General features: G+C 60.2%; 15 protein-coding genes and 1 pseudogene (1 of these 16 only partly in view). 14 read left to right on the top strand and 2 right to left on the bottom strand.

All coding sequences use genetic code 11. The annotated features are described in order from the left end of the window. Window positions 1-167: 167 nt before the first annotated feature. The 12 genes from AAAK34_RS17550 (at window position 168) to glmU (ending at window position 12,509) form a co-directional block, all read left to right on the top strand. Entirely contained in the window at window positions 168-1,388 is a 1,221-nt protein-coding gene (locus AAAK34_RS17550) for a CoA transferase (RefSeq protein ID WP_231697125.1), read from the top strand. 1 nt (window position 1,389) lies between these two features. Beyond that, window positions 1,390-3,687: an acyl-CoA dehydrogenase gene (locus AAAK34_RS17545; protein WP_231697126.1), complete on the top strand. Its 2,298-nt coding sequence runs from the start codon at window positions 1,390-1,392 to the stop codon at window positions 3,685-3,687. A gap of 144 nt (window positions 3,688-3,831) precedes the next feature. Further along, window positions 3,832-4,797, top strand: coding sequence for a tripartite tricarboxylate transporter substrate binding protein (locus AAAK34_RS17540; RefSeq protein ID WP_231697127.1), 966 nt, complete (start codon window positions 3,832-3,834; stop codon window positions 4,795-4,797). Between the two features lie 310 nt (window positions 4,798-5,107). After that, window positions 5,108-5,884, top strand: a complete 777-nt coding sequence (locus AAAK34_RS17535) for an enoyl-CoA hydratase/isomerase family protein (protein ID WP_231697128.1) — start codon at window positions 5,108-5,110, stop codon at window positions 5,882-5,884. A 54-nt stretch (window positions 5,885-5,938) separates the two neighbouring features. Next, window positions 5,939-6,511 carry a carboxymuconolactone decarboxylase family protein gene (locus AAAK34_RS17530; protein ID WP_431777515.1) on the top strand — a complete coding sequence of 191 codons (573 nt, stop codon included), beginning with the start codon at window positions 5,939-5,941 and terminating at the stop codon, window positions 6,509-6,511. Further along, on the top strand, window positions 6,508-7,332 hold the full coding sequence (locus AAAK34_RS17525) for an amidohydrolase family protein (RefSeq protein WP_231697130.1): 825 nt from the start codon (window positions 6,508-6,510) through the stop codon (window positions 7,330-7,332). Before AAAK34_RS17530 ends, AAAK34_RS17525 begins: the two co-directional genes overlap by 4 nt. Before the next feature lie 4 nt (window positions 7,333-7,336). After that, window positions 7,337-8,017: a flavin reductase family protein gene (locus AAAK34_RS17520; protein WP_231697131.1), complete on the top strand. Its 681-nt coding sequence runs from the start codon at window positions 7,337-7,339 to the stop codon at window positions 8,015-8,017. Window positions 8,018-8,066: 49 nt separating this feature from the next. Beyond that, window positions 8,067-8,279: a hypothetical protein gene (locus AAAK34_RS17515; RefSeq protein ID WP_431777514.1), complete on the top strand. Its 213-nt coding sequence runs from the start codon at window positions 8,067-8,069 to the stop codon at window positions 8,277-8,279. Continuing rightward, window positions 8,276-9,076: a tripartite tricarboxylate transporter substrate binding protein gene (locus AAAK34_RS17510; RefSeq protein ID WP_431777513.1), complete on the top strand. Its 801-nt coding sequence runs from the start codon at window positions 8,276-8,278 to the stop codon at window positions 9,074-9,076. The genes AAAK34_RS17515 and AAAK34_RS17510 overlap by 4 nt, the downstream gene beginning before the upstream one ends. Window positions 9,077-9,122: 46 nt before the next feature. Next, a complete protein-coding gene (locus AAAK34_RS17505; RefSeq protein ID WP_231697133.1) occupies window positions 9,123-10,352 on the top strand; it encodes a CaiB/BaiF CoA transferase family protein in 1,230 nt (409 codons plus the stop codon). Beyond that, the gene (locus AAAK34_RS17500) at window positions 10,352-10,969 is read left to right on the top strand and encodes a glutathione S-transferase family protein (protein ID WP_231697134.1); all 618 of its coding nucleotides are present in this window, start codon (window positions 10,352-10,354) and stop codon (window positions 10,967-10,969) included. Before AAAK34_RS17505 ends, AAAK34_RS17500 begins: the two co-directional genes overlap by 1 nt. A 109-nt stretch (window positions 10,970-11,078) precedes the next feature. Further along, window positions 11,079-12,509, top strand: coding sequence for a bifunctional UDP-N-acetylglucosamine diphosphorylase/glucosamine-1-phosphate N-acetyltransferase GlmU (gene glmU, locus AAAK34_RS17495; RefSeq protein ID WP_231697145.1), 1,431 nt, complete (start codon window positions 11,079-11,081; stop codon window positions 12,507-12,509). 74 nt (window positions 12,510-12,583) lie between these two features. Here glmU and AAAK34_RS17490 read toward each other — a convergent pair whose 3' ends face one another. Beyond that, on the bottom strand, window positions 12,584-13,519 hold the full coding sequence (locus AAAK34_RS17490; RefSeq protein ID WP_231697135.1) for a LysR family transcriptional regulator: 936 nt from the start codon (window positions 13,517-13,519) through the stop codon (window positions 12,584-12,586). 170 nt (window positions 13,520-13,689) lie between these two features. Here AAAK34_RS17490 and AAAK34_RS17485 point away from each other — a divergent pair, with 170 nt between their 5' ends. Together AAAK34_RS17485 and AAAK34_RS17480 are read left to right on the top strand one after the other, a co-directional pair. After that, window positions 13,690-14,697, top strand: coding sequence for a tripartite tricarboxylate transporter substrate binding protein (locus AAAK34_RS17485; RefSeq protein ID WP_231697136.1), 1,008 nt, complete (start codon window positions 13,690-13,692; stop codon window positions 14,695-14,697). Window positions 14,698-14,708: 11 nt separating this feature from the next. Continuing rightward, window positions 14,709-16,424 (top strand): CocE/NonD family hydrolase, encoded by a 1,716-nt coding sequence (locus tag AAAK34_RS17480; protein WP_231697137.1) that lies wholly within the window; start codon window positions 14,709-14,711, stop codon window positions 16,422-16,424. 60 nt (window positions 16,425-16,484) lie between these two features. Here the strand turns inward: AAAK34_RS17480 and AAAK34_RS17475 are convergent. Continuing rightward, window positions 16,485-16,968 (bottom strand): annotated as a pseudogene (locus tag AAAK34_RS17475) (ATP-binding cassette domain-containing protein); it runs 1,389 nt beyond the window's last position.

Here is a 16,968-nt window from a genome sequence, read left to right as displayed (position 1 = left end):
AGAAATGGCGTGCGTGTCCAGAATGAATCACCCTTGCGACAGGGAGCGCGCCGGATACGCGCAAGGCGGCGCGGGATGGCCTGCAAAGCAGGTATGCCGTCAGATGAGTGGTCTGACTTGCCTGTGTTCCCATAGATTCAGCACATACCAACAGGAGAGACTTTTCGATGGGTAGCTTGAACGGCGTTCGCGTGCTCGACCTGAGCCGTGTGTTTTCCGGACCCTGGGCGGCGCAGATGCTGGCCGATTTTGGGGCCGATGTGATCAAGGTGGAACGTCCTGGGCGTGGCGACGATGTCCGGCATCAGGGGCTGCGCGTGCGCGACTCCAAGGGTGGCGAGACGCGGGAGACCTCTTCCTTCATCTCGATGAATCGTGGAAAGCGTTCAGTGACGGTCGATATTTCGCGGCCTGAAGGCCAGGCGCTTGTGCGAGAGCTGGCCAAGGACAGCGACATCGTGATCGAGAACTTCAAGGCCGGAGACCTGGCGCGCTATGGCCTGGATTACGCTTCGCTCCGGGAAGTGAATCCGCGGCTGGTTTATTGTTCCATCAGCGGCTTCGGCCAGTCCGGCCCCTACAGCCACTTGCCTGGCTACGATCCGCTGTTTCAATCCATGAGCGGCCTCATGAGCATCACCGGACATGCCGACGAAGAGCCCGGTGGTGGACCTTTGCGCGTAGGGTATTCCGTGGGTGACATCACGGCAGGCTTCTACGCAGTGAGCGCTATCCTCGCGGCCCTCAGGCATCGCGACATGGTTTCGGGCGAAGGCCAGTACATTGATCTGGCTTTGCTTGATGCGCAGGTGGCTTCCATTTCCCATGTGGGCATGATGTATCTTGTCTCTGGTCAGCAGCCGCCACGCTTGGGTAACGCGTCGCCCATCACCTGCCCATGGCAATCTTTCGTATGTGCCGATGGGGAGATCGTCATCGCTGTGGGCAACGACACCCAGTTTGCTGCCTTGGCGCGAGAGTTGGGGCACCCCGAATGGGCCTCGGATGAGCGTTTTGCCACCAACCCCATGCGGGCCAAGAACCGCAAGGTGCTGATTCCGCTGATATCGACAGTGTTGCTCACGCGAGGCGTGCGCGACTGGTACGACATCTTCGAAACCGCGGGCGTCCCCGCTGGTCCCATCAATGGTTTCGCCGAGGTCTTCGCCGATCCTCAGATCGTGCATCGGCAAATGCGCTTTGACTTGCCGCACTCCACAGCGGGTAGTGTCCCGCAGGTAGCCAACCCTGTGAAGTTCTCAGCAACGCCGGTTCAATACCACCGCGCCCCTCCGGTGCTCGGGGAACACACTGATGAGGTGTTGCGTGAGCGGCTCGGGTTTGACGACGAGCGCTTGAACAAACTGCGTGCTGAGAAGGTGATCTGACATGGCGGAATCCGACTCCATCACAATGTTCAAAGACAGCGCCGCAGGATTTCTGAGTGGTGCCGATCAGCGCCAGCGCGTTCGTGAGCTTGAGGCTGCCGGCGGCGGGTTCGACCGTGCAGTCTGGCGCGAAATCGCTGAGCTGGGTTGGCTCTCCGTTATCGTTCCCGAAGACGATGGCGGGATTGGTCTGGGAGTTGCCGAGCTAGTGGCCATCACTGAAGAAGCGGGGCGTCATCTGCTTCCCGAGCCTCTGGTTGACGCGGGTGTCCATCCGCTGGCATTGCTGGCTCGCGCACCGGCCGGAGGATTGCGCGACCAACTCCTGGCGGACTTGCAATCGGGTGCGTTGGTCGCAGGGGTGGCCTGGCAGGAAGGCGCGGGCCCACTGGAGCCGTCGCAGTGTCGGACGACCGCGCGTCTTGAAGGGGATCGCGTAGTCCTTTCGGGCACAAAGTCATTTGTGAGTCCCGGCTTGGGAGCCGACGGATGGATAATTGCCGCGCAATCGGAGAGCGGATTCGCTCTCTGCTGGCTGGCGGCAGATGCCGCCGGTCTGCGGGTCGAACGCCTTATCGGTGTAGACGGTAGCGCCATTGCCATGCTGCACCTGGATGACGCGCAGGGCCAGTTGGTAGCCCAGGGCGAGACTGCACACACCGCGCTATGCCATGCCAATGACGTCGCCCGCATAGCGCAGAGTGCTGAGTTGCTGGGCATTGCGCGCCGCTCGCTGGAGCTGACGCGCGACTACCTCACCACACGCGTCCAGTTCGACAAGCCCATAGGCAGCTTTCAGATCCTGCAACATCGCCTGGTTGACGGCCTGATACAGGTGGAGTTGGCGACCGCCTCTCTGCGTGAGGGTGTGGCAGCGCTGACAGATGCAAATCTGGCAGCCACCGCCAGCCGAATCAAGGCCCGATGCGCCTATGCGGCCACCGAAATGACGCGCATGGCGGTGCAGTTGCATGGTGCCATCGGCACTACCAATGAGTACGATGTGGGCTTGTACTTCAAGCGGGCCATGGCCCTCGCGAGTCGCTGGGGCAACGCGGCGGCCCACCGCCGCCGCTGGCAGCAACTGACCACCCGTGGCGCCGCCAAAGCATCGACGCCTGTGCTGGCCGAATCGCCTGATTTTTCGCCTCATCAGGATTGGCAAGCCATGCCTGAGGTGCAGTTTCGGGCGCTGGTGCGCGCCTTGTTCGCCACATACTACCCTGAGCATCGCAGGTACATGCCTTACCGCCAAACCTGGGCCGAATCACGGGATTGGTACATGACCCTGTCGCGCCTGGGCTGGTTGGCTCCTGCATGGCCGAAGGAGTACGGCGGCATGGGACTCCCACCCGACAAGCTGATCGCCTACATCGAAGAGACCGAGGCCTGGGGCGTGGCCCGCTCACCCGATCAGGGTCTCATCATGGTCGGACCCATCCTTATGCGTTTCGGCACTGAGGAGCAGCGTCAGCGCTTCCTGCCGAAAGTGCTGGCGGGCGAGCATGTCTGGACGCAAGGCTACTCTGAGCCCAACGCTGGGTCAGATCTTGCCGCGTTGCGTACGGAAGCTGTGCTCGACGGGGATCATTTCATCGTCAACGGTCAAAAGACATGGACCACCTGGGGCAGTGACGGCACCCACATGTTCATGCTGGTGCGAACCGAGAAAACGGTCAAGAAGCAGGCAGGCATCAGCTTCCTGCTGGTTGACTTGAAAACGCCAGGCATCACCGTGCGCCCTATCCGCAACCTCGCTGGAGAGCAGGAATTCTGCGAAGTCTTTTTTGATGACGTGCGCGTGCCGCGAGAAAACCTGGTCGGCGAACTCAACCAAGGTTGGACAGTGGCAAAGGCCTTGCTCGGTTTCGAACGCCTGTTCACCGGAAGTCCCAAACACTCCCAGCATACGCTGCATCAGTTGGAGACACTGGCACGCCAACGCGGCTTGTTCGACGACCCGGCATTTGCGTCACGCTTGGCCGAGCTGCAACTCGACACCGCAGATCTTGGTGCCGCCTACGCCGGCTTTGCTGAATTGGCGAAACGGGGCGACCCTATCCCGCCGACCATCTCCATGCTGAAGATATGGTCGACCGAGACATACGAACGGCTTGCACTGCTGCTGATCGAATCGGCCCAGGACTGCGGTGCGTTCCGAGACCATTGCCATACCGAGGAGATAGACCTGCACGTGGTGGCACCGCTGTTCAACGCCATGAATGCCAAGATTTTTGCCGGGAGCAACGAAATTCAGCGAAACATCCTTGCCAAGACGGTTTTGGAGTTGCCCAGCTAACCCGATATCCCGCTAACCAAGAACGGGGGCGCCAAGTTTGCCTGGCTTCATCAAGCGAGCGTACCTCGATATTTGTCAATCTGCCATTCGCAGGAGAGGGCAGTTTTCCGTGTTCGTTTTCATTCCAAATCTCAGGAGAAACCCATGAAAAAGCGTTCTTTGCTTATCCTTGCTTCCGCACTCATGGCCGGCGCGATTGTTCCGGCGCAGGCCCAAAGCAACTGGCCCAACCGACCGATCAAGCTCGTCGTGCCTTACCCACCGGGCGGCCCGGTTGACCAGATCGCGCGCGCCATCCAGCAGCGCCTGGGTGAGGAGCTTGGTCAGAGCATCATCATCGACAACCGTGCTGGCGCCAGCGGCATCATCGGCATGGACGCGGCCATCAAGTCCGAGCCCGATGGCTACACCTTCGGCTTTGGCGTGCCCGGCGGCATCACGGTGCTGCCCCACTTGCAGAAAATGCCCTATGACGTCAACGAGATCAATTACATCTCTCTGGTGGCTCGAGTGCCCCAAGTCATCAACGTCGCACCCACGGTGCCCGTCAACAGCCTCAAGGAGTTGATCGCGCTGGCCAAGAAAGAGCCTGGCAAGCTGAACTACGGTTCCGCCGGCAACGCCACCACGCCTCATCTGGGTGCCGCGCTGCTGGCCCAGGAAGCGGGCATCGATATGGTCCACGTTGCTTACAAGGGCGCTGCTCCCGCCGTCGCAGGTTTGCTGGGCGGCGAGGTGCAGGTTCTGGCCGCTGATTTGCCCGCAGTGCGCGCCTTCACTTCGCGCGGGGTCAAGATGCTCGCGGTCTCTGGCCCACGTCGTTCGGAACTCCTGCCCGACGTACCGAGCACGGCAGAACTTGGCTTGCCGAATGTCGTCGCAGAATCCAATTACGGCATCATCGCGCCCAGTGGTCTGCCCGCGCCTATTTTTGAAAAGATGCACAAAGCGCTGGTCGCCACACTCGCCACGGCTGATGTGAAAACACGCCTTGCCAATCTCGGCGCCGTAGCCATCAGCACCAGCCCCGACGAATACCGCAAGCTGATGCAATCGGAATCCACCCGTTGGGCCGGCGTCGTGAAGAAGGCGGGCATTCGCCTCCAGTGATGCTGGTGAAGTTCCTGTATTGATCGACCCGCGATGAGACCTTAAGCAGGCTCTGAGGGCTGCGCCCTAGCAGCCTTCAGAGCAGCAGCGCTCTTTGAATACGCTCGCGCGCCGCATACCAGCCTTGCAGGAACGGTAGATGCCGCACCTCACGAACCACTCTAGACTGCATACCAATCGCCGAGCCTTTCCTAAAGGCATTGTTTTGATAGTCCCCCTATTTGTAGGAGCGGTTTTAGCCGCGAAACGCCGATCGCGGCTGTATCAGCTCCTATAAAGAATACCGTTAACCAAGTGACCGGACCCTGCCATGAATGACCTGACCCAGCTCCAAGTCCAGATAGAGAGCTTCGTTGCCACCCTGACGCTGAATGCGCCACCTGTGAATGCCCTCACGCGCGTTCTAAACGACGAACTCACACTGGCGCTGGACCGCATCTCCGAAATGGACGACGTGCGTGCAGTGGTTCTCACGGGGGCAGGCAAGGTGTTCTGCGCTGGCGCGGATCTGAAAGGGCGCAAGGATGTGATCAAGGGGCCTGGCGATCTGCCCGCGCATTCGCGTCGCACACGTGAGTGCTTCCACGCCATTCGCGAATGCGCCAAGCCGGTGATCGTGGCCATCAACGGCGCAGCGCTCGGGTCGGGTTTGGCCATGGCGGCCTCTAGTGACATATTGATCGCATCGGAAAAAGCCACCTTGGGCATGCCCGAAGTCGATGTCGGCCTTCTTGGCGGCGGCCGTCATGCCATGCGTCTGTTCAGCCACTCGCGCTTGCGTTTCATGGCGCTGACCGGCACGCGTGTAGACGGCGCGGAACTGTATCGCCTCGGGATTGTCGAGGCATGCGTGCCGCCAGAGGAACTGATGGAAAAGGCCTATTCAATCGCCCGCAATATCGCATCCAAGAGCCCCGTCGCCACGCGCATGTTCAAGCATACGCTCAATGTCATTGAAGACATGAGCCTGCGCGATGGCTACCGCTATGAGCAGGACATGACGGCGCAGATTGCCAAGACCGACGATGCGCGGGAAGCGCAACTCGCCTTTGCCGAAAAGCGTCCACCGGTTTTCACCGGGCGCTAATCTGCCACCTGACTATCAAGACTACAGCGAAGTCCATCACTTCCCACATCGCATATGCCACGCATTCCACTGTTTCCTTCCGAAGACATGAACCCCGCACAGCGTGCTGTGCTCGATAAGATCGTTTCTGGGCCGCGCGGAAGGATTCAGGGCCCGTTGCGAGCTGCCTTGCACAACGCGGAGCTTGCGGAAAAATGGCAAGGCCTGGGCGCCATGCTTCGTTACGAAACCTCTCTGCCGCCGCGGCTGTCCGAGATGGCCATTCTCATCACTGGCCGTGCCTGCAATTCACCGTTTGAGTGGTATGCCCACCGCATCGAGGGGGAAAAAGCTGGAATCGAAGCGCCCATTCTGGAAGCCTTGCTCGCACAGGTAGAACCTGTCGGAATGTCCGAAGACGATGCTGTCATCTGGCGCTATGCCACCGAACTGAATAAGTACAAATCGGTGTCCGACGACACACATGCGGCGGTTGTCAACCGCTTTGGCGTCCGCACCGTGGTGGAGCTCACCGCCCTGGTGGGCTACTACACCATGGTGGCAATGACCCTCAATTGCCATGAAATTCCCTTGCCTGAAGGCGTCGAGCCCGCCTTCGCACTGCCTCAGGAAGGAGCGCTGCCGTGACTGCTACCGAAAACAACCTCGGTGGCTGGGACTGCCATGCTCACCTGTTTGGACCCTACGAGAGGTTTCCGCTATCGCCAGAGCGCAGCTACACGCCGCCGGAAGCGGTAGAGCAGCAGTACACGGCGCTGCTGCGCCGCCTGGGACTGAGACATGGCGTGCTGGTTCATCCAAGCGCTTACGGCGATGATCATTCCCTGCTCCTGCATGCTCTGGCGGCACAACCCACACTGCGAGGCGTTGTCGTGGTCAGGCCAGACAGCCCCTTGCCGCTGACAGGGTTGCGTGAGCGGGGAGTCAGAGGTGCGAGGTTCAGCCATCGCAGCGGGGCCGGTACGAACTTTGCCGGCAGCGCCTCCATGGCGGATCTTCGAGCGCTTGTCCCCACCCTGGCGGATGCCGGCCTTCACGCCGAGGTATGGACAGATTGCAAGGCCCTCCCTGAAATTGCCCACGAACTTCGCGAACTGCCTATTCCCGTTGTCATCGACCATATGGGTGGCTTCGATCCTCGGGCAGGCATCAATGAGCCCGGTTTCCGTACGTTGTTGAATCTCCTTGAAAGCGGCAACGTGTGGGTGAAACTGTGTGCCTATCGCAATCTGCTGCAGGAGCCTGACTGGGAGGTTGGTCGCGCCTTCCAGCAACAGATGATCGCCGCCAACCCAGAGCGACTGGTTTGGGGCAGTGACTGGCCGCACTTGCGAGTGACTCCCACCCCTGACACTGTTCGCCTCCTCGACATGTTCATGGACTGGGCGGGTGGCGATGCCGCGGTGCAGCAGATCCTGACCAACAACCCTGATCGGCTTTACAGATAACGTCATGAAGCAAGAACATTTTCATCTGGTTGACGGTGAGGCTCTCGACACTGAAACCGCCTACCGCCTTCTTGTGGGATGCGTAGTGCCACGCCCGATCGCCTGGATCACCACAGTCGACGAACAAGGGCGTGTGAATGCGGCACCGTTCAGCTCTTTCAACTACGTCGCCACCAGCCCACCCATGCTGGCGGTCAATGTGGCGTTGCGGCCAGGCAGTGGAAGCATCAAGGACACCGCGCGCAACATCGCCGCCACTGGCGAGTTTGTTGTGAACATTGCCACTGAAGCCGATATGGAACTCATGCATCGCAGCGCTCAGGAGTTTGGCCCCGACGTGAGTGAGACAGAAGTGCTCGGCATTGATTTGCTTCCCAGCAAGCATGTGCGGGTACCCCGCATCGCGAGTGCGCCTGTCCAGATGGAGTGCCGGCTGGATCAGGCAGTGAAGCTCGGGCGCGGTATCAATACGCTCTACATCGGCGAGGTAGTTGCCTTCCACTTGGCCAACACCGTGTATGACGGCCATCGCGTGGATTCCGTCGCCCTGCGCCCCTTGGCCCGTCTCGGCGGTCCATTCTATGCAGGCCTGGGGGAGATTTTCCACCGTCCGATGCTGCAAAAGCCACCAGGTGGCGAAGGGTGGGAGCTCGGCGAGCCTGCCAGCCCTCAAATCACCACTTAGCCTCGCATCCCGTCAAAGCCGTAATCACCTTCGTTACTGGAGCATGACCATGACCTCTTCCGTTACATCGCCTGTCAAATCGTCCGTCACCTCGTTTGTGCGCCGAGGCATGCTGTTGTCGGCTGCTGTAGCCATTCTTCCCCTGGCTCATGCGCAGTCAGCTTGGCCCACGAAGCCGGTTACCTTGGTCCATCCCTATGCTGCAGGGGGCCTGCCGACGCCATGGCCCGCGCCTTGGGGCAGCAGCTTTCAAAGCGCTTGAATCAGCCCTTTGTGGTCGAATCCAAGGCGGGAGGAGCCGCCACCATCGGCACGGGATACGTGGCACGCGCCAAGCCCGACGGTTACACGCTGCTCATCAGCACCTCAGCTGGGCACGTCGTCACTCCGCTAATGCAGAAAATTCCCTATGACGGGATCGCCGACTTCTCGTTCATTGCCGTGGTGGCAAACCAGCCCAATGTGCTGGTCGCTCATCCTTCCCTGGGTGTGAGCAACCTGAAGGAGCTCATGACCTACGCCCAAAAGAACCCGGGAGCTCTGAACTACGCTTCTGCCGGCACGGGCGGCGCGACCCACCTGGGCGCGGAGGCTTTCGCTCAGGCCGCGAAGATCAGCATGACCCACGTGCCCTACGGCGGCGCGGCACCTGCTCTGAAGGATCTGCTGGGTGGGCAGGTACAGCTCGGCATGCTCAACCTGTCTGCCACCAGGCCCTTCATCGAAGAAGGTCGCCTGAAGGCAGTCGCCTACGGCGGCACCCAGCGCACGCCGCTGTTGCCCCAGGTGCCCACCATGGCAGAGCTGGGATATGGGGGCACGGCCACGGCCACCTGGTACTCGCTGGCTGCCCCCAAGGGAACCCCTCCGGAGATCATCGAAACCCTTCACAAGGCTTTTGAGGGTGTGAGCGCGGACCCGGAGTGGCAGAAGGTTCTGGCCAACCAAGGCGCCGAGCAGCTGAAGCTCACTCCCGCCGAGACCACTGCCTTCGTGCAGAAGGACAAGGCCGCCATGCAGCAGTTGCTTGGCACCTTGGGACTCCTGGCTGAAAAGTAATCCTTCAGCCGCATCTGATTTTTTCACCGCATTCAATCTCTCTCACATGAGCACGCAAGCCGGTCCGTTATCTCACGTCAAGGTTCTCGATCTGAGCCGCATCCTGGCAGCCCCTTGGGCCAGTCAGATCCTCGCCGATCTGGGCGCCGAAGTGATCAAGGTCGAGCGGCCGGGTGTTGGCGACGACACCCGTAGCTGGGGACCTCCCTTCCTTAAGGACGCGCAGGGCCAGCCCACCAAGGAGGCGGGCTATTACCTGGCCGTCAACCGCGGCAAGCGCTCCATCACGGTCAGCCTTGACAAGCCCGAAGGCCAGCAGATCGTCAAGGAGCTTGCCAAGCGCGCTGACATCGTGCTGGAAAACTACAAGGCGGGCACGCTGGCTCGCTACGGACTCGACGAAGCTTCGTTGCGCAAAATCAACCCGCGCCTCATCTATTGTTCTGTCACCGGGTTTGGCCAGACCGGTCCGCGGCGCGACCAGCCCGCCTACGATTTCCTCATTCAAGCGATGGGCGGTCTCATGAGCGTCACCGGTGAGAAAGACGGCAAGCCCGGCGGTGGTCCGCAAAAAGTGGGCGTTCCCATCGTCGATCTGATGACCGGGATGTACACCGCTGTCTCGGTATTGGCTGCCCTTGCACGGAGAAACGAAACGGGTGTCGGCGGCTACGTCGACATAGCCATGCTAGACGTTCAAGTGGCCACCCTCGCCAATCAGGCCATGAACTACCTGGTGAGCGGGAAAGTTCCGCAACGCAACGGAAATGCGCACCCCAACATCCAGCCGCAGGACGTCTATTCCTGCGCAGACGGCGACGTCATTCTGGTCGTGGGCAATGATGGCCAGTTTGCCAAGCTGTGTCAGGTGTTTGGAAGGAACGAGTGGGCGAGCGACGAGCGCTTTGCAACGAACGCGCAACGGGTGCGCCACATCGGTGAACTGTCTGCTCTGCTTCGCAGCGAGTTCGCGCAGCGGTCCCGCGAGGATCTGATCGCGGCGCTGGACACCGTCGGCGTGCCATGCGGGCCAATCAACAGCGTCGCCGAGGTGTTTGAAGAACCGCAAGTGCGTGAAAGGCAGATGCTGCGTCAAGTGCCGCACCCTGCGGGCGTGGATGTGCCCCTGGTAGCCAGCCCCATGCGCTTCGAAGGTGAATCGCTGCCCATTCGATCAGCGCCACCGCTCCTGGGCGAGCACAGTCAATCTATTCTGGAAGAACTGGGTTACACATCTACCCACATTGAGGCGCTGCGCGCCGCGGAGGTCATCTGATGAGCGAAAAACTGCAACTCCACTGGTCGCCCAAGTCGCCCTACGTGCGCAAGGTCATGATCTGTGCGCATGAACTCAACGTAGTGCCTCGTCTGGAGCTGGTCCGTTCGGTAGCAGCCATGCTCAAGCCGAACCCCTCGATCATGGAGTACAACCCACTCTCCAAGATCCCCACACTCGTGCGTCCTGACGGATCGACCTTGTTTGATTCGGTGGTTATCTGCGAATACCTCAACGATCTAGCGGGCGGCAGCCTGTTTCCGAGCGAGGGAGAAGCGCGCTGGCAGTCCCTGCGTTGGCACGCATTTGGCGATGGCTTGCTCGACGCCTTGATTCTGTGGCGTAACGAACGTGAACGTGAGCAGCCCCTCAAGCCTTTGATAGATGCATTCGAGCTGAAGGCACGTACCTCTTTGAAGCTGCTGGATTCTGAGGCAGAAGCGTTGACGTCCGCCCCCTTGTCGATAGGCAGCATCACAGTAGGCTGTGCACTCGGCTATTTTGACTACCGCTTCGACAACTTCGGCTGGCGCGAACAGGCGCCACGCTTGGCCAAATGGCACACCAAGCTGAGTGAGCGACCCTCATATCAAGCGACGGAGCCGCTCGAAGGTTGAGCTTCATCTGGCCCTGCCGTGGGGTGAGCAGCTCAAAAATGCAGGCGGGGCCCGTAGTACAACCACGAGGAGCATCGAAGCTTCATCTGCAGGCCCGATAATCTGGCCTATGCCTGCATCCATCACTTCTTGTAAAACACTCCCCGTCGACGTCGTTATCATGGCGGCCGGCAAAGGCACGCGAATGAAAAGCCGCTTGCCAAAGGTCTTGCACCGGCTGGCGGGGCGCCCTCTACTCGCGCACGTCCTCAAAGCATCCGCGCAGTTGGGTGCGCGGGGCGCCACGTTGGTTGTCGGGCATGGGGCAGGTGAAGTGGAAGCGTTCTGTAAGGCCGACTCGCGCAATCATCCCCCTCTGCAGTTCGTTCACCAGGAACCACAGTTAGGCACAGGTCACGCGGTGCAACAGGCTGCGCCGCTGTTGCCGGATGACGGTATCACCCTCATTCTCAATGGCGATGTCCCTCTGGTCGAACCTGCCACTTTGAAGCACTTGGTGGAGCAGTGCGGTGGCAAGCAGATCGCCTTGCTCACTGTCGACACTGGCGAAGATGCCGGAGCCTACGGTCGCATCATTCGCGCTGAGCCCGGTCGTGAGGATTCTCCCGTGCATGCCATCGTGGAGGCTAAAGACGCCACACTCGCCCAGCGCGCTATTACAGAGTGGTACAGCGGCGTCATGGCGGCGCCCACCAAACTGCTGAAACAGTATTTGTCCCTTCTGCGCGACGACAACGCACAGAAGGAGTTCTACCTGACGGATGTCGTCAAACATGCTGTGGCCGATGGCACTCCGGTGGTGGCATGGGCCATCGAAGACGAAATGGAAGTGGCGGGTGTCAACAGCCCCATCCAGTTGGCTGAGTTGGAGCGCGGCGTACAGCGTCGCGCCGCAGAGCGGCTCATGGAAGCGGGGGTGCGCCTCCTTGATCCCGCGCGCTTTGATCTGCGCGGCACTCTGGAGTGTGGGCAAGACGTTGAGATTGATGTCGGCTGCATCTTCGAGGGAGCGGTCACACTCGGGGCGGGTGTAAAAATTGGCGCGCATTGCGTCATAGCGAATGCGCGCATTGAAGAGGGGGCCGTCATCCATCCGTTTACTCATATTGACGGTGGGCGTGACGGAGTCACCGTAGGTGCCGGAGCGCTGGTGGGGCCTTACGCTCGCTTGCGTCCTGGTGCTGAACTGGGGCCCGAAGTGCATATTGGCAACTTCGTTGAAGTGAAAAACTCCAAGTTGGCAGCAGGTGCCAAGGCTAACCACTTGGCCTATCTGGGTGACGCCACAGTGGGGGAGCGCGTCAACTATGGTGCGGGCAGCATCACGGCCAATTACGACGGCGCCCACAAGCACCGCACGGTGATCGAGGCAGATGTTCACGTAGGCAGCAATTGCGTGCTGGTAGCGCCCGTCACCCTCGGCGCTGGCGCCACCATAGGGGGCGGCTCCACCATCACGAAGAACGTGCCTTCCGGCGCCTTGAGCGTCGCTCGCGGTCGGCAGATGAACCTTGAAAACTGGCAGCGCCCCAAGAAATGAAGCCTTCATATGGATTGATGCATTCAGTCTCCGTGGCGAATGCATCTACCTGACTTGGCGAGACGTGCAACTCGTCACTCAACTCGTGGCTCAAGTGCTCCCGGTGGTGGCGTGGAGAATAGTTCAGCGATCACGTTGCGTAGCCACCGATTGCCTGAATCATGATGCGTGCGTTCGTGCCAGAGCATTTCGATATCCATGATTTCCACCTTTAGGGGCAGAGGCAGCATCTGCACGCCTGTGAGTTCTTCGTGTAGAAAATGCGTATGCGCTGGGACCGTCATCACGTGGTTCGTCTGACGAACAATGAGCGGCCCGGCAAAAATGTTGGGTAGGCGTACCGCTACCTTGCGCTGCAATCTCGCCTTGGTCAGCGCTTTTTCCACCACGCCGGGCCCGCGTCCGAAGGGCTCGACCACAATGTGTGTCGCCGCCAGGTATTGATCCAGCGAGATTGATCCATGAATGTCCGGATGGCCCGCCCGCAACATGCACACTTGCGGAACTGCGAATAACTTACTGCGGTGGAAACCGCTGTAAAGCGTGGGAAGGTAGCCAATGGCCAGGTCAGCTTCTCCCTTCACGAAAGCAGCTTGGTAGGCATCCATCGGCAAGTGGAGTACCTGGATATTCACCTGAGGCGCATGTGCGCTCAAGTATTCCAGCAAGGGCGGCAGATAGGTTGACTGCCCCACATCCGTCATCAGCAGGCGAAACTGGCGATCATCTGTGGCGGGATCGAATGGCGTGGCACCGTGCAGTGTATGGCGCACCGATCTAAGCGCCTGCTCCAGAGGCTCCACCATGGCCAGTGCTACTGCTGTGGGCACCATCCCTCCACGTGAGCGAACGAAAAGTGGATCCTTGCAGACCGCGCGCAACCGGGCAAGGGCATGGCTCACGCTCGACTGGGTGAGATGCAGGCGCCTGCTTGCTTCAGTGACGTTGCGATGCTGAGCCACCGCCAGGAAGACGCGAATGAGATTGAGGTCGAAATTTTCTGGGTTCATGGGCCATGGGCTAGCGTGTCAATCTGATTATGAATGTATTTCATTTTAAGCATGACTAATATCAATTTGACCTATATCGACCCGCCTCCTACCATCCTGATGACCTACGTTCGCCGGCTTATCCGGCAGGGTGTCCGCCTGCCGTGCCACCCACTCAACAGGAGAATCCCATGACTGGAAAAGTGCATAGTCCATTGGCGCGCATGACGCGACGCGCAGCCCTCTTGATGGCCACGCTTGTGGCCCCCGCCGTAGCGTTTGCTCAGCCTGCGGCTCAACCATCTGATTGGCCCAAGGATCCCATCACTTTCGTCGCTCCCTTCTCGCCAGGCGGCGGCGGTGACACGCTGACCCGGCTCTTCGGGAATGAGCTGGGCAAGGCGCTTGGATCCACGATCATTGTCGAGAACCGTCCTGGTGCAGGTGGCAACATCGGTACGGCATATGTCGCCAAGGCAGCTCCAGATGGCAATACGGTGATCTTCGGCACCATGGGCACCATGGGCACGAACCATGCTCTTTACAAGAAGACGGGTTATTCCATTGACGACTTCGAACCCGTCGCCATGTTCGGAACCACCGCCCTGGCCCTCGTCGTGGGCCCGAATTCGCCCTTCCGTTCGGTGGCTGACATCATTGCGTACGGCAAGAAGAACCCGGGTGGTCTGAGCTGCGCCTTCGGTGGCAACGGCACAGTGTCGCACCTGGCCTGCGCCATGCTGGAGCAGATGGCAGGCATCGAAGTCAATGCAATTCCCTACAAGGCATCTTCTGCTGCGTATGTCGACCTGATGAGCGACCGCGTCTCTTTCATGATTGATGTTGTGCCGCCGCTGGCAGCCCAAGTCAAGGGCGGAAAGCTGCGCGCTTTGGCAGTGTCCCTGAAGCAGCGCATCCCCATGTTGCCCGACACCCCCACCATTGCGGACACGGTGCCCGGCTACGAAATCTTTTCCTGGGACGGCCTGTTCGCACCCAAGGGAACCCCTGCGGCCCGCCTCGACAAGCTTCACGACGCTGTCGCCCGTTCACTGGCCAACCCGGAATTCCGCGAAACCATGACCAACCGCGGCTACACGCTGACGAACATGCCGCGCAAGGGGTTTGCCGACTTTGTGAAGAAGGAATACGTGCGCATGGGCGACGTGGTCCGCAAGATTGGCGTCACTCTCGACTGATCCGGTTATTCATGAGCAAGAACGAAACATTGAACATAGGCGGCAAGACCATTGCCGTCCGCAAGGATATTCGCGTCCCGATGCGCGACTCCGTAGAGCTCGCCGTCGATGCCTATCATGGTCCCGACGACAAGCCACGGCCCGCGTTGATCGCGATGAGTGCCTACGGCAAGGAGTTGCAGGCGCTCGCCCTCTCCATGCCGCCGCAGCGCCGCCCCAGCCCCATGTGGGACGGCTGTATTGAAGCTGGCGACATCGCGCGCGTCGTCAACGAGGGCTACGTTCACGTCATCGGCGACATGCGTGGCACCGGAGATTCCGGCGGCGTGATGATCGGCAACTACAACTTCGGCGGCGTCTCACAGGGTCAGGACCTATACGACCTCATCGAATGGGTGGCTGCGCAGCCATGGTGCGACGGCAATGTCGGCATGATCGGCATCTCCTATTTTGGCTCCATGCAGGTGCTGGCAGCTGCCGAGCGTCCCCCGCACCTCAAGGCGATTTTCGTCAGCGGTGGCCACTTCGATTTCTACGAGACCACTTACCATGGCGGCATCATGTGGTTCATGCCTCGCGCAGCCCGCGAAGGCCGTGGCGGCGATTCGGGCATTGCGCATACCAACGTGCGTTCGCGCATGCAGGATGTCTACTCACCCGAAGAGCTGAAGAAGCTGGTCGATGCGCGATTGGCAGACCCGGATGTTGCAGCTTGGCCGAACCTGGTTCACGTTCTCAAATATCCCAAAAATCGTGAGTTCTGGTTTGACATCGTCATGAACGAACTCGACGGCCCCTGGTACAAGGAACGCAACCCGATCACGCTCGCCGCCAACATCGACATCCCTGTGTATCTGCAGATCGACCAGGGCCGCGGCTGGACCCTCGACGGTCACATTGAGCTATTCAATGTCCTCAAGGGACCCAAAAAGCTGGACATTGGTCCCTATCCACCGATGCAGTCGCGCCCTTGGCTGGAAGAGCACGACAAGATGTTCCGCTGGTATGAATACTGGCTCAAGGGCGTCGACAACGGCATCATGGACGAACCTGCCGTCAAGGTCTTTGTCGAAGGAACGCGGAGCGTTGCTACCGGCACGCAGTGGCCGCCCAAGGAAGTGGCGTACAAGCCGCTTTACCTGCGCCCGCGTCACAAGCTGTCACCGGAGCCGGAACTCATGGGCCCCGAACATGCGGCCCCAGATGGCTTCTACCAGGCGCCACTAACGGTCACCGACAAGACCGAATGCGTGCGCTGGAGCACTGCGGTATTTGAAGAACCCGTGGAAATGATCGGCACGGGCGCAGCGCATCTTTTCGTGGAAATCGACCAGGACGACACAAACCTGATCCTGCGCATGTGGGACGAGGCGCCCAATGGCAAGCGCCAGCTTCTTACCACTGGTTTCCTCAAGGCTTCACATCGTGAGCTGGACGAGCGCACCACGGAAGGTAACCCCTACCATCCCCACCACCGTGCGGTTCCCGTGGAGCCAGGCAAGATCGAGGAGTACGTGCTTCGCCTCTACCCCTTCGCGGCCACTCTGCTGCCTGGCCACAAGCTGACGGTAGAGTTGATGAATGACGAACCGATGGCTGACGAGCACAACTCGCTCCTGCCACCGGATGCGTATCACTTGCCGGTGGGCCGCCCCGTTACGCACAAGATCTACCGGGATGCATTGCATCCCTCCAGACTGGTGCTGCCGTTCACCCGGCGCTCATAGGCGCCTGGGCGCTGCCAGAGTGTGAGCACGCTCTGGCAGCGGTTTTATGGGGCAGCGAGTTTATGCCGAGAGGCTCTCCCACTTCTCCAGTGCCTCTGTCAATTCTTCATCAATCTTCGCGTCTCGCGCTTGCATCGCCACGGCTTTTTCCAGGTCGGTCTGGTATAGCAAGCCATCAGCCAGCGCCGCTCGCAAAGCATTCTGCTCAGCCTCCAGTGCTTCGATGCGTGCGGGCAGAGCGTCAAGCTCGCGCTGATCCTTGTAAGAAAGTTTCTTCTTCGCGATGGCTGCCGGGGCCGCTGGAGCGGGGGCTTCCTGTGCCACGGGCGATGGCGTAGTTTCCGTCTCTTGCGATGCGCGCCAGCGCGCGCTTTGGGTCAACCAGTCTTCCACACCGCCTTCGTAGTCACGCCACAGGCCAGGGCCTTCCCAGGCCAGTGTGCTGGTGGCCACGTTATCCAGAAAGGCGCGGTCGTGGCTGACCAGAAATACCGTCCCCTCATAGGTCTGCAACAAATCTTCAAGCAGCTCCAGGGTGTCAATA

The organism is Ottowia caeni (genome assembly GCF_050821495.1).
Classification (GTDB): domain Bacteria; phylum Pseudomonadota; class Gammaproteobacteria; order Burkholderiales; family Burkholderiaceae_C; genus Ottowia; species Ottowia caeni.
This window is presented reverse-complemented; position numbering and strand designations above follow the sequence as displayed.